Raw genomic sequence first — 12,375 nt, 5'->3', positions numbered from 1 at the left:
TGCTGTGAGCGCGCGAAAACGGACTCAGTCAACGTTTCACCCGCGCCCAGTTATCTACACCGATTCTACCGCGCGACAGCCCATTTCCCCGCATTCCAGGGCCGTCGGCGGACAGTGGTGTGCCCATGCGAGGGCATTGGCCGCGCCTAGGGCGCGCTGGAAGTACGGCCTCCGGGTGCCTATACGCCCGGCGTCCCTTACAGCGCTCTACACGCCGTTGGGCGGATTTTCAAGAGTCCGGTGCCGGCACTACCCGTAAGTGTCCCGGGGGCCCCGGCCGTTTACCGAGCGGCCGCCCTTGCGCCAGCTCGGTGCCGCAGGGCCGAGCACCTTGATGCTGGTTACCACTCCGTCGCCCAGCTCCACCCGGAACTTCTCCAGGAGGCTGGTGCTTAGCAGGCGCAGCTGGGTGGCCCAGGCGGTTGAGTCGCACCGGACGTGCAGGGTGGTGTCGGTGAAACTTTCCGGGACGCAGTGGGCCGAGATTTCAGGACCAACCAGGGTTGCCCATTCAGCCATCACGGACCCCACCGCCACCGGGGAGGTCCAGCCGCGTTCCGCCACCAGGCGTCCCACCACCTTGCCCAGGCCAAGGGGGTCGCGGCCCGTGGCGTGGAACTGGCTGAAGCCTCGGGTGTCGCGGGTGCCCTTTTTCGCCTTTGAGGTGCCCGGGCGGTGCGCTGCCCTGCGGATTTCGCCGCGCGCTGCGGCTGCTTCCCGCATCCGGTTCAGGGCAACCTGCGGGGCATCGATGTTGTCGGGATCGCGGCCGGGCTGGAGCCCGCCGCCCTTTTCATTGTCCCTGCTCATCAATACCTCCCGGGATGACCTTCACCCGCCGTCCGGACAGCTCTTCCGGGATGTCGGCGTCGACGGCGGCGGTCACCAGGACCTGCTCCGCGCCGGAGACTATTGCGGCCAGTTTACGCCGCCGCTGGACGTCCAGCTCGGCAAAAACGTCGTCGAGGATCAGGATGGGAGCAGACCCTCCGGTACGGGCGTCGTCCAGCATCACATAGTAGGAGGCGAGCCGCAGCGAGAGGCACATGGACCATGTTTCGCCATGCGAGGCATAACCCTTGGCCGGCGCCTGGCCCAGGATGAGTTCCAGCTCGTCGCGGTGCGGTCCCACGAGCGAAATGCCCCGTTCGATTTCCTTCCGGCGGGATTCGGCGAAGGCGCGGACGTACCGCTCCGCCAACTCGTCCACAGAGAACCGGCGCAGGTCTTCCACGTCCGGCGAAGTACCTCCGGCCGCGGTGCCCGCGGCGGGAGGGAGCGCTGCGCCGTCGTCGTCCATCTGGCTCTGGAGGGTGGAGCGGTAGACGGCGTCTGCCGGTTTTGACGCGTCGGTGAGGTCCGCATATGCCCGCGCCAGATGCGGGCGCAGCCGCTCCACCAGTTCAAGCCTGGCGTGGAGCAGTTCGGCGCCGGCCTTCGCCATGTGCTGGTCCCACACGTCGAGGGTTGCCTCATGGGCAGGAGTGAATTTGCCCGCCCGGGCAGACTTCAGCAGCGCATTGCGCTGCTTCAACACGCGGTCGTAGTCGCTGCGGGTCGCGGCATGATGCGGAATAAGGCTCGCGAGCAGCTCGTCCAGGAAGCGGCGCCGGTTCGAGGGATCCCCCTTGACCAAGGCCAGGTCCTCCGGAGCGAAGAGGACCGTTTGGCATATGCCGAGCAGGTCACGGGCGCGCACCGGATTACTGCGGTTGATCCGGCCGCGGTTTGCCCGCCCTGCGTTGATTTCAAGTTCCAGGACCGTAGTCTGCCCGCCCCGGACCAGGCGGGCCCGCACCAACGCCCGGTCCGTTCCAAACCGCAGGAGGGGTGCATCCGAGCTGACGCGGTGGGAGCTGAGGGTGGCCAGGTAGCCGATGGCCTCCATCAGGTTGGTCTTGCCGATGCCGTTGTATCCCACCAGGACTGTGACTCCCGGAGCCAGGGCAAGGTCAACCTGGGCGTAGCTGCGGAAGTCGGTCAGGGAGAGGTGTTCGAGGTACACGCGGTTTTCGGCAATTCTGGGAACCTCGCGGGTTCCCGGCTGGATGCTACTTGGCGGGGCGGGTGGCGTGGCCGCCGAACTGGTGGCGCAGTGCGGATACCATCTTCATGGCCGGTGAGCTGTCCTCACGCGATTCGAAGCGGGCGAACAGTGCCGCAGTGATGGCCGGGGCGGGAATTGCGTTGGCAATGGCCTCTTCCACCGTCCACCTGCCCTCGCCCGAATCCTCGACGTAGTCGTCGATGTTCTGCAATCCCGGGTCTTCATCCAGCGCCTTGACCAACAGGTCCAGCAGCCAGGACCGGACCACCGTGCCTTTTTGCCAGGCGCGGAAGGTTCCGGGAAGGTCGTTGATGATGTCTTTGGAAGCCAGCAGCTGGTATCCCTCGGCGTATGCCTGCATCAGGCCGTATTCGATCCCGTTGTGGACCATCTTGGCGTAATGCCCTGCGCCGATCCCGCCCACGTGCACAAAGCTGTCCTCACGTTCGCCCTCCGGGCGCAGGGCATCAAACACCGGAAGGGCGCGTTCGATATCCGCAGCATCTCCGCCCGCCATCAGGCCGTAACCGTTCTGCAGGCCCCAGACTCCGCCGGAGACGCCACAGTCCGCAAAGCGGATGCCCTTGGCGGCGAGGAGTTCGCCGTGTTTCTGGTCCTCCGTGAACCGCGAGTTTCCGCCGTCGATCACCAGGTCGCCCTCGGCGAGTTTGTCGCCAAGTTCCTTGATGACGGCGTCCGTGATCTCACCGGCGGGAACCATGACCCAGATCAACCGCGGCACCGGGACTGCGGCAAGGAGTTCATCAAGGGTGGCGACGTCGGTGATGTCCGGGTTCCGGTCGAAACCGGTGACCTCCACGCCGCCCTTGCGCAGGCGTTCGCGCATGTTGAATCCCATTTTGCCAAGGCCGATCAGTCCAATGTGCATTCTGGAACTCGTTTTCTGCGCTAGAGGTGTGGCTGCGGGACCGTGTTCCCAACTAGGTAGCGCTAAGTGTCGTTTTGAACCTCCAAAACGACACTTGGCGCTACCTAGTTGGAGGGGGGCTAGTTGGGCAGGCGGACCGGCATCACCAGGTAGCGGTAGTCATCCTGGTCCTCGCCGTCGGCGTCCGCCTGCGCTGTGATCATGGCCGGCTTGGGCGCAGTGGTGAACGAGAACCGGACGAACTTGGTCTCGATCACGCTGAGGCCTTCCACCAGGTAGTGGGGGTTGAAGGCCACGGTGATGTCGTCACCGGAAAGCTGGGCCTCAAGTTCCTCGGAAGCCTGGGCGTCCTCGCCGGTACCGGCGTCCAGGTTCAGGAGCCCCTGGGTGAAGGCGAGCCGAACGGGGGTGTTGCGTTCAGCTACCAGTGAGACACGGCGCACCGCTTCAACAAGCTCCTGGGTCTGAACCGTGGCATGGATGGGAGTCGAGTCCGGGAACAGCGAGCGGATCTTGGGGTAGTCCCCGTCCACCAGCAATGAGGTGGTGGTTCGTCCGCCGCTTTCGAAACCGATCAGCCTGCTGTCGTCGTCGGCGAGGGCAAGGTTGATGTCACCGCTGTTGCCGAGGGTCTTGGCAACTTCGTTCAGGGTTTTTGCCTTGACCAGGGCGCTGGTGGAGATGCCCGGGGTGACCGGCTTCCACGGCACTTCACGCATGGCAAGGCGGTACCGGTCAGTGGCGAGCAGCGTGATGAGGTCGTCCTCGATTTCCATCCGCACGCCGGTGAGGATGGGCAGCGTGTCATCCTTGCTGGCGGCAATGATGACCTGTGAAACCGCCTGGGCGAAGGAATCACCGGGGACAGTTCCGCTGATGGGCGGGAGTGCGGGAAGCGGCGGGTACTCGGCCTCGGGCATCGTGGCGAGATGGAAGCTGCTTCGGCGGCAGGTCAGCGTGACTTTGTTGCCGTCCGTTTCGACGTCGACCGGTGCCGAGGGGAGGCTGCGGCAGATATCGGCCAGGAGCCGGCCGGATACCAGGATGGTGCCTTCGTCCCGGATGTCCGCTGTGATTTCCAGCCGGGCGGAGGTCTCGTAGTCAAAGCTGGAGAGGCTCACGGTGCCCGCTTCGGCCTTCAACAGCAGGCCGGACAGGACGGGCACCGGCGGCCGCGGAGACAACGACCGGGCTGTCCAGGTGACGGCTTCTGCCAGGACGTCCCGATCGACTCTGAACTTCACGGAAGGGTGCCGCCTTTCATTGCTGCTGCCATAAGACCTGGAACTTCCCGCAGGCAGTTCCAAAAAAGTGGGGTGCCCCACCACCTGAACCTGCATGGTCCGTGCTGCAGGAACCACACGAAAACCCAAGGATGGGAGCGCTGCTGACAGCTTAGCCGGAAGATCGGGGATTAACCCATCCCCGGTGGTCCCGACTGCCCGGAGGGCCGCCCGGCCCGGTGTGGTCTGGACGAGCGCACAGGTCTTGTTGTTTGAGGGATTTCAATTTTTTGGGATTAGTAGTGTTAATAACTGCTGTGGAAACTGTGGATAACCTTCCCCTGCCGCGGGTTCCAGCGGTTAAGCCCTGTTCATCCACTGTGGGCGGCGCAGGTTTTAAACAGGGTGTGGATGGGGACAAGATTTTTTGCGATTTTGCGAATCCACAGGCGCCTTAAGGGTTTTAAGCCCATTAACCGCGGTTGTCCCCTTAAGTATCCACAGGCTTATCCACATGCACCTGTTAATAAGGTATAGGTGCGGCCGGCTAGGAGTCGCGCTGCTGCTGCTTGATCCGGTTGGTCAGCTCAGTTACCTGGTTGTAGATCACACGCCGCTCGGCCATCAGTTCGCGGATCTTCCTGTCAGCGTGGATCACAGTGGTGTGGTCGCGGCCGCCAAGTTCCTGGCCGATCTTCGGCAGCGACATGTCCGTGAGCTCGCGGCAGAGGTACATGGCAATCTGGCGCGCCGTCACCAGGGTCCTGGTCCGCGACTTGCTGCACAGCTCTTCCATGCTCAGCTTGAAGTACTCGGCCGTCTGCTGGAGGATCTGGCCGGACGTGATCTCCTGGGCGCCGTCGTCGGTAATGAGGTCCTTGAGGACCATCTCCGCAAGTGCCACATCCACGGGCTGCCGGTTGAGGCTTGCAAAGGCAGTGACGCGGATCAGTGCACCTTCAAGTTCACGGATGTTGCTGGAAATCTTGGATGCGATGTATTCCAGTGCGTCATCGGGAGCAGAGAGACCTTCGCTCAGGGCCTTCTTGCGGAGGATGGCGATGCGGGTTTCGAGTTCCGGCGGCTGGATGTCCGTGAGGAGGCCCCACTCGAAGCGGGACTTCATGCGGTCCTCGAATCCTGCCAGCAGCTTGGGCGGCTGGTCCGAAGTGATGACCACCTGCTTGTTGTTGTTGTGCAGGGAATTGAAAGTGTGGAAGAACTCCTCCAACGTCCGGTCCTTGCCCGCGAGGAACTGGATGTCATCGATGAGCAGTACATCCACGTTGCGGTAGGTGGTCTTGAAGCTGGCGCCCTCATCGTCACGGATGGAGTTGATGAAGTCGTTGGTGAACTCTTCCGAGTTGACGTAGCGGACGCGAATGCCGCTGTAGAGCCGGCGGGCATAGTGGCCGATGGCGTGCAGCAGGTGCGTCTTGCCCAGCCCCGAATCACCGTAAATGAACAGCGGGTTGTAGGCCTTTGCCGGCGCTTCAGCGACGGCGACGGCCGCAGCGTGGGCGAAGCGGTTGGAGGAACCAATGACGAAGGTGTCGAAGACGTACTTCGGGTTCAGGCGGCCGAACTCGTGCGAAGTGCTGGGCAGCATGGGCTGCGGCTTCTGTTCGATGAGCTGGTCCGGGGAGAAGGACGGCTCGACGACGACGGGCTCGGGTTCTTTGTGGATGGGAACCAGGTCCGTGTCCACGTCGATGGCGCACCGGATGTCCTCGGAGAAAACGTTGTGCAGTGCGTCATCCAGGGCGTCCTTGACCTGCGTCTGGAGCACTTCGCGGGTGAGTTCGTTGGGAACTGCCACCAGGAGCGTGGACCCGATCAGGCCCTGCGCCTGGGCAAGGATGACAAAGCCACGCTGCCGCGGTGAGACACGGTGGTCCTGTTCCAGCAGGCTGACAACGCGCCGCCAGGAACTTCCGACAGTATTGGCGTGGTTGGCTTCGTCTACTGTCATCAATCGGTTCCCTCAAAACTTGCTTTGCCTGCATTGCCTGCAGCCGCGAGTCTTGAACCAGGATGGGTTCAGCTTCATCCACAGGGTTATGCACAGCACGTGGATAATCGGCTACTGGGCCACTCTAGGGGATGAAAAGCCTAGAAGATAGCTGGCAAGGAGCTTGTGGATAATTACATGGATGTGGTTTCCAAAACGGCCCTGTGAGCCACTTCATCCACAGCCTCGGAGGGCAGGTTAAGCACAGTTGGGGATAGCCCGCACGTGGAGCCTCAGTTTGACTCAGGGGTTCAGGTTGCCCTAACGTTGTGAAGTCCTTTGTGTCCGCTTTTTGGCCCCATCTGAATCTCTTAGGCGCAGTGCGCTTGAGCAGCCGGGGGAAGCGTGCATATACAAAACTTAGCGTCGGCCAGTTCTTCCCCATACGGTGGGCGCACCTTTGATCCACTGGAGTAACTAACGTGAGCAAGCGGACTTTTCAGCCGAATAACCGCCGTCGAGCCAAGAAGCACGGCTTCCGCCTTCGTATGCGTACCCGTGCCGGCCGCGCCATCCTGGCGGCCCGTCGTGGCAAGGGCCGTACCGAGCTGTCGGCGTAAATAACTGACTTGTCGGTAGACATTTCTTTGCGAGTTTAAGGTGCTGGCCACCCGTAACCGTTTGAGGACTGCAGCCGATTTTTCAACAACTGTACGTTCCGGTGTCCGCAATGGACGCCGGAACGTAGTGTTATATACGGCAGCTATTGCTGCCGACGAACCCAGCCGGATCGGGTTCATCGTTTCCAAGAGTGTAGGGAACGCTGTGGCCAGGAACCTCGTTAAGAGGAGACTGAGAGAAGCAGGTGCTGCCTCGCTGCGCGAGTACGGCACCGGGTTTGCCATAGTGGTCCGGGCGCTTCCTGCGTCCGCAACTGCCAGCTGGGACCAGCTGCTGTCGGATTACAATGCCGCATTGGAATCAACGATGACCCGGCTGGCCGGCCGCCCTGCAAGGGCTGCCGCCAACAGTTCGGCCGGTACTACACAGGAGGGGACACTGCGTGCGTAACGCCACCGCCGTCGTCGTTACCTGTCTCCGACGTAGTGCCGCAGCAGTTGCGCTGTTCCTCTGGAACCTGCCCCGCAGCATACTCATTCTTTTATTGATGGCCTACCGCAAGGTGATTTCACCCTTGTACGGCCAGGTCTGCCGCTTCTTTCCTTCGTGCTCGGCCTATGCCCTCGAGGCGATTACGGTGCACGGCGCCGTCAAGGGCAGCTGGCTGGCAGCCCGGCGCCTGGCGCGCTGCCATCCCTGGAACGCCGGCGGTGTGGACCACGTCCCCGCCGGCCACCGCCACTGGCCTGAAAACCAGACCCCCACAATTGTTGTACTGAACAACCCGGACAAATACCTGGCTGCGCAGTCTGATGGAGAAGGCCGCACTGCGGCCTGACGAATAGGGATATCGTATGGACTTCTTTGAAACAATCATGTTTCCGTTCAAGTGGCTTGTTTCCATCATCATGGTGGGCTTCCACGAAGGGCTGAGCAGCATCGGCCTGCCGGAAGCCTCCGGCTGGACGTGGACGCTGTCCATCATCGGGCTGGTACTGGTGATCCGTGCCGCCTTGATTCCCGTGTTCGTCAAGCAGATCAAGGCCCAGCGCGGAATGCAGCTGCTGCAGCCTGACCTGAAGAAGCTCCAGGACAAGTACAAGGGCAAGACCGACCAGCTGTCCCGCCAGGCCATGGCCCAGGAACAGATGGCCATGTATAAGAAGCACGGCACCAACCCGTTCTCTGCCTGCCTCCCCATGCTGATCCAGATGCCGTTCTTCTTCGCACTGTTCACCGTGCTCTCCGGCATCAGCGCCGCCCGTGACAAGGGCGTCGGTATCGGGGCCATGAGCCACGACCAGGTGGTCCAGTTTGACGAGTCCACCATCTTCGGGGCCACGCTGTCCGCCTCGCTCCTGCACGGTGGCGAGGGCAACCTCACTTCAGTGTGGATCCTCTCCATCCTCATGATCCTTGCCATGACGGCCTCGCAGTTCATTACGCAGAAGCAGATCATGGCCAAGAACATGTCCGAAGAGGCCATGGCCAGCCCGTTCATGCGCCAGCAGAAAATGATGCTCTACATCCTGCCCATCGTCTTTGGCGTCGGCGGCATCAACTTCCCCATCGGTGTCCTGATCTACTGGACCACCACCAACCTTTGGACCATGGCACAGCAGTTCTTCGTCATCCGCCGCATGCCGACGCCGGGATCCCCCGCCGCCAAGGCCCTCGCCGAGCGCCGTGCCGCCAAGGGCCTTCCGGCCTTGCCCATCCTGGGCGGTAAGAAGGACGAGGCGGCAGCCGAGGCTGCCGCCGCCGCGGCCGTGGCGCAGGCCAAAGCCCAGCGCATCCAGCCACAACGCAAGAACAGGAAGAAGAAGTAATGTCTGCCGAGAGCACCGAACACGCCCTTTCCGAGGACATCATGGAGAGCCAGGACGCGTCCGCGAATGGGGAATCCACGGGAACTGACGTACCCAAGGGATCGTCAGCCAGCCGCCTGGAGGAAGAGGGCGACGTGGCAGCGGACTACCTGGAGGAGCTGCTGGACATTGCCGACATCGACGGCGATATCGACATTGAAGTCCGCAACGGGCGCACCTACATCTCCATCGTGACAGAGGAAGAGTCCGATGCCCTGGACAATCTGGTGGGTGAAGACGGAGAAGTCCTTGAGGCACTCCAGGAGCTCACCAGGCTCTCCGTTCTCTCGGCGACTGACAACCGGTCCAGGCTGGTCCTGGATATCAACGGCTACCGCCAGGAGCGTACCGGCCACCTGCAGAAGATCGCGGAAGATGCGGCAGCTTCAGTGAGGGAAAACGGCGAGCCGGTGGCACTGGAACCGATGAGCGCCTATGAGCGCAAGATTGTTCATGACGCTGTTGCAGACCTGGGACTGGTCAGTGAGTCCGAGGGCGAAGGCGCCGGACGCCACATTGTTGTGTCCGCAGACTAGAGAATTGCTGATCCGCTAATCATGGTTGACATCACGGCAGCTGAACTCGTGGCCGCTGAGAAAATATTCGGCGACCGGTTGGACCTGGCTAAGCGCTATGTGGAGCACTTGGCTACCTCCGGAACGGAGCGCGGCCTTATTGGGCCGCGGGAGATTCCCCGGCTCTGGAGCCGTCATGTCCTCAATTGCGCTGTCATTGAGAGCGAGATTCCCGAGGGCAGCCATGTGGCCGACGTCGGCAGTGGTGCAGGCCTGCCGGGCCTCTGCCTCGCGATTGCCCGTCCGGACCTGGAACTGACCTTGATCGAGCCACTGGAGCGCAGGGTTATCTGGCTTCAGGAAGTGGTTGACGATCTTGGCCTGGACAACGTGACCGTAATGCGGACCCGGGCCGAGTTGGCAGTGGGACATGTGGAGGCTGACGTGGTGACAGCCCGGGCGGTCTCTGCCCTCAGCAACCTCGCCGGCCTCACGATTCCGCTCCTCGCCGGCAAGGGCGAGGTGGTGGCCATCAAGGGGCGCAGTGCGGCTGAGGAAATCGAAAAGGCCGCCAAGACCATCCGCAAACTGGGTGGCATTGAAACGTCTGTTCTGACTGTGGGCGAGAGCCTGCTGGAGGAACCTACTACTGTGGTGCGCATCGTTGTAAACAAGTCCCAAAAGAAAGCCTAGTTCAGGCCCGGTGACCCAACTCTGCCGGGTCCAGCGGTTAGGCTAGACAACGGCAGCAAATTTGGCCGAACGAGAGTGAGTGTGCCCCAGTGACCAGTAGCGAAGCCTCCACGCAACGGATACCGCCGTTCGTGTCCTTGGGGTCAGCACGTTCCGTCGCTGGTCCCATTGTGCCCCCGGCCAGGGGTGGAATTCATCCGGAAAGGGTTGCGGCAGGCGCCAACGCCATGGCCGTTTCACGTGAAACAACCGTCTCCGGTAGATCCAACATCATCGACGCCATTGATGATTCCAGCCCGATCGCCCGCGAATTGGCACATGAGACCAAACGCCGTGAACGGCTGGTGGGCCGGAAGCTTCCCCGTCCGGAGAACACGCGCGTTTTTACTGTCTCGAACCAGAAGGGTGGGGTAGGAAAGACCACCACCACCGTCAATATTGCTGCCGCCCTTGCCGCGGCAGGATTGAATGTCCTGGTCATTGATATCGACCCTCAGGGAAACGCGTCCACCGCCCTGGGAATCGAGCACCATGCCGACGTGGACAGCATCTACGATGTCCTGATAAACGACGTCCCGCTCGCGGACGTAGTGGCGCCCTGCCCGGACATCAACAATCTGATCTGTGCACCCGCCACCATCCACCTTGCCGGCGCGGAGATTGAACTCGTTTCGCTGGTGGCCCGTGAGCAGCGACTGCGCCGGGCAATTGACGTCTATGCAAAGGCGCGGGAAAAGAACGGCGAGCAGCGGCTCGACTACATCTTTATCGATTGCCCGCCAAGCCTTGGACTGCTGACGGTCAATGCCTTCTGTGCAGCCAACGAGGTGCTGATCCCCATACAGTGCGAGTACTACGCACTTGAAGGACTGAGCCAGCTTCTCAAGAACATTGAGATGATCCAGAAGCACCTCAACGCGGACCTTGTGGTTTCCACCATCCTTTTGACGATGTACGACGGGCGGACGAATCTTGCCGCCCAGGTCGCGGCCGAGGTCCGCCAGCATTTTCCGGACCAGGTGCTGTCTGCTGTTGTTCCGCGTTCCGTGCGGATATCAGAGGCACCGAGCTACCAGCAGACTGTCATGACGTACGACCCTTCCTCCAGTGGAGCCCTGTCCTATCTGGAAGCCGCTGCTGAAATAGCAGAGCGCTGAATCTTCAAACTGCAACGACCGGAGCACGGCATGGCCGGGATCTACCACTGGAGGGATTACCAATGAGCGAGAAGCGACGTGGCCTGGGCCGCGGTCTTGGCGCGCTGATTCCAAGTTCCGCCGCCGCCAACGGTTCGGGCAACGGTACAGCCGCCTCCCGTCCGGTAGACCTCTTCTTCCCTGAGGGACGAAGGAAGACGGAACCAGCCGAAGAGGCCGCGGCCAACCAGTCCTCGAACAAGGCAGCGAGCGAAGGGACCGCTGCTCCGTCCACTAAGCAGCCGTCCACCGCATCTCCCGCAGGCAAGAGCACTGCCGGAAGAAGCGCCGCCGCAAAGCCCCGTTCTTCCGGCAGTGTTTCCGCCAAAACGGAAGAGGGCAGTGAATCCCCTGCCAAGGGTAAGGCCGCTCCCGAGCTGCAGGAGGAGCAGCCAGGGGTGGCTACTACGGCGTCGGCATCTGGTGATTCCGCTGAACGGGACGACGAGCCCACCTGGACTGACTCAGGCGTGGAGCTGGTAGAGGTGCCGGGCGTTCGCTTCGCAGAAATCTTAGTCACGGACATCCACCCCAACCGCAAACAGCCGCGATCGGTCTTCGATGAAGACGATATGGCTGAGCTCGTTCACTCCGTTCGCGAAATAGGCGTCCTCCAGCCAATTGTTGTCCGCAAATCAACCGAACCCGGTGGTGAACCCTTTGAGCTCGTCATGGGTGAGCGTCGATGGCGGGCGGTTCAGGCTGCCGGCCTTGAGACCATCCCTGCAATCGTCAGGGACACCACCGACGACGATCTTCTGCGGGACGCCCTGCTGGAGAACCTGCACCGGAGCCAGCTAAACCCCCTCGAAGAGGCGGCGGCCTACCAGCAGCTCCTCGAAGACTTCGGAACCACCCATGAGCAGCTGGCGGATCGTATCGGGCGTTCGCGTCCCCAGGTGTCGAACACCCTTCGGCTGCTCAAACTGCCCCCGTTGGTACAGCGCCGGGTCGCGGCAGGTGTATTGTCCGCAGGCCACGCCCGTGCACTGTTGGCCCTGCCCGACGCTGCAGCAATGGAGCGACTGGCCCAGAAGATCGTGGCTGAGGGGATGTCAGTGCGAGCCACTGAAGAGGCCGTAACGATGTACCAGGATCCCGCCAAGCCGGCGAAGAACAATATCCCCCGTCCTGGTGCCCGCCACGAGCGGCTCGATTACTTGGCGTCCTCCCTTTCTGACCGGCTTGATACCAACGTCAAGATTTCCCTTGGTGTCCGCAAGGGCAAGGTGAGTATCGAATTCGCAAGCGTCGAGGATCTCAACCGGATTATGGATGTCCTCGCACCTGGTTCGAACAACTAAAGCGCATCGTTCCGCAGAAGGAAGGCCTGATTCCGTGTGAATCAGGCCTTCTTCTTTGAGCTGGGGCT

13 protein-coding genes are annotated in these 12,375 nt (G+C 61.9%); 8 read left to right on the top strand and 5 right to left on the bottom strand.

Translation table 11 applies throughout. From position 1 onward, the window contains the following. Positions 1-249: 249 nt before the first annotated feature. From ACQ3DC_RS18245 to dnaA, 5 genes are all read right to left on the bottom strand, one after another. Positions 250-810, bottom strand: a complete 561-nt coding sequence (locus ACQ3DC_RS18245; RefSeq protein ID WP_157240147.1) for a DUF721 domain-containing protein — start codon at positions 808-810, stop codon at positions 250-252. Continuing rightward, positions 794-2,005, bottom strand: a complete 1,212-nt coding sequence (gene recF / locus ACQ3DC_RS18240; protein WP_370460517.1) for a DNA replication/repair protein RecF — start codon at positions 2,003-2,005, stop codon at positions 794-796. The genes ACQ3DC_RS18245 and recF overlap by 17 nt, the downstream gene beginning before the upstream one ends. Before the next feature lie 46 nt (positions 2,006-2,051). Further along, positions 2,052-2,936 carry a phosphogluconate dehydrogenase (NAD(+)-dependent, decarboxylating) gene (gnd, locus tag ACQ3DC_RS18235; protein WP_421092594.1) on the bottom strand — a complete coding sequence of 295 codons (885 nt, stop codon included), beginning with the start codon at positions 2,934-2,936 and terminating at the stop codon, positions 2,052-2,054. 119 nt (positions 2,937-3,055) lie between these two features. Next, on the bottom strand, positions 3,056-4,180 hold the full coding sequence (dnaN, locus tag ACQ3DC_RS18230) for a DNA polymerase III subunit beta (RefSeq protein WP_321214845.1): 1,125 nt from the start codon (positions 4,178-4,180) through the stop codon (positions 3,056-3,058). Between the two features lie 526 nt (positions 4,181-4,706). Continuing rightward, the gene (gene dnaA / locus ACQ3DC_RS18225) at positions 4,707-6,131 is read right to left on the bottom strand and encodes a chromosomal replication initiator protein DnaA (RefSeq protein ID WP_157240151.1); all 1,425 of its coding nucleotides are present in this window, start codon (positions 6,129-6,131) and stop codon (positions 4,707-4,709) included. Between the two features lie 461 nt (positions 6,132-6,592). Between dnaA and rpmH the strand changes: the two genes are divergently transcribed. The 8 genes from rpmH to ACQ3DC_RS18185 all read left to right on the top strand — a co-directional run bounded on the left by rpmH (position 6,593) and on the right by ACQ3DC_RS18185 (position 12,307). Further along, positions 6,593-6,730 (top strand): 50S ribosomal protein L34, encoded by a 138-nt coding sequence (gene rpmH, locus ACQ3DC_RS18220; protein ID WP_003800212.1) that lies wholly within the window; start codon positions 6,593-6,595, stop codon positions 6,728-6,730. A 40-nt stretch (positions 6,731-6,770) separates the two neighbouring features. Beyond that, positions 6,771-7,181 (top strand): ribonuclease P protein component, encoded by a 411-nt coding sequence (rnpA, locus tag ACQ3DC_RS18215; protein WP_321214844.1) that lies wholly within the window; start codon positions 6,771-6,773, stop codon positions 7,179-7,181. Then, on the top strand, positions 7,174-7,569 hold the full coding sequence (gene yidD / locus ACQ3DC_RS18210; RefSeq protein ID WP_321214843.1) for a membrane protein insertion efficiency factor YidD: 396 nt from the start codon (positions 7,174-7,176) through the stop codon (positions 7,567-7,569). The genes rnpA and yidD overlap by 8 nt, the downstream gene beginning before the upstream one ends. 16 nt (positions 7,570-7,585) lie before the next feature. Continuing rightward, a complete protein-coding gene (gene yidC / locus ACQ3DC_RS18205; protein WP_321214842.1) occupies positions 7,586-8,560 on the top strand; it encodes a membrane protein insertase YidC in 975 nt (324 codons plus the stop codon). Beyond that, positions 8,560-9,135 carry a protein jag gene (locus tag ACQ3DC_RS18200; RefSeq protein ID WP_430752881.1) on the top strand — a complete coding sequence of 192 codons (576 nt, stop codon included), beginning with the start codon at positions 8,560-8,562 and terminating at the stop codon, positions 9,133-9,135. Before yidC ends, ACQ3DC_RS18200 begins: the two co-directional genes overlap by 1 nt. Before the next feature lie 21 nt (positions 9,136-9,156). After that, positions 9,157-9,807 carry a 16S rRNA (guanine(527)-N(7))-methyltransferase RsmG gene (gene rsmG, locus ACQ3DC_RS18195; protein WP_157240159.1) on the top strand — a complete coding sequence of 217 codons (651 nt, stop codon included), beginning with the start codon at positions 9,157-9,159 and terminating at the stop codon, positions 9,805-9,807. 89 nt (positions 9,808-9,896) lie between these two features. Beyond that, entirely contained in the window at positions 9,897-10,964 is a 1,068-nt protein-coding gene (locus ACQ3DC_RS18190) for a ParA family protein (protein WP_321214841.1), read from the top strand. A 62-nt stretch (positions 10,965-11,026) separates the two neighbouring features. Continuing rightward, the gene (locus ACQ3DC_RS18185; RefSeq protein ID WP_430752880.1) at positions 11,027-12,307 is read left to right on the top strand and encodes a ParB/RepB/Spo0J family partition protein; all 1,281 of its coding nucleotides are present in this window, start codon (positions 11,027-11,029) and stop codon (positions 12,305-12,307) included. The last annotated feature ends 68 nt before the right edge of the window (positions 12,308-12,375 follow it).

Source organism: Paenarthrobacter sp. NEAU-H11 (assembly GCF_050573415.1).
Taxonomy (GTDB): domain Bacteria; phylum Actinomycetota; class Actinomycetes; order Actinomycetales; family Micrococcaceae; genus Arthrobacter.
This window is presented reverse-complemented; position numbering and strand designations above follow the sequence as displayed.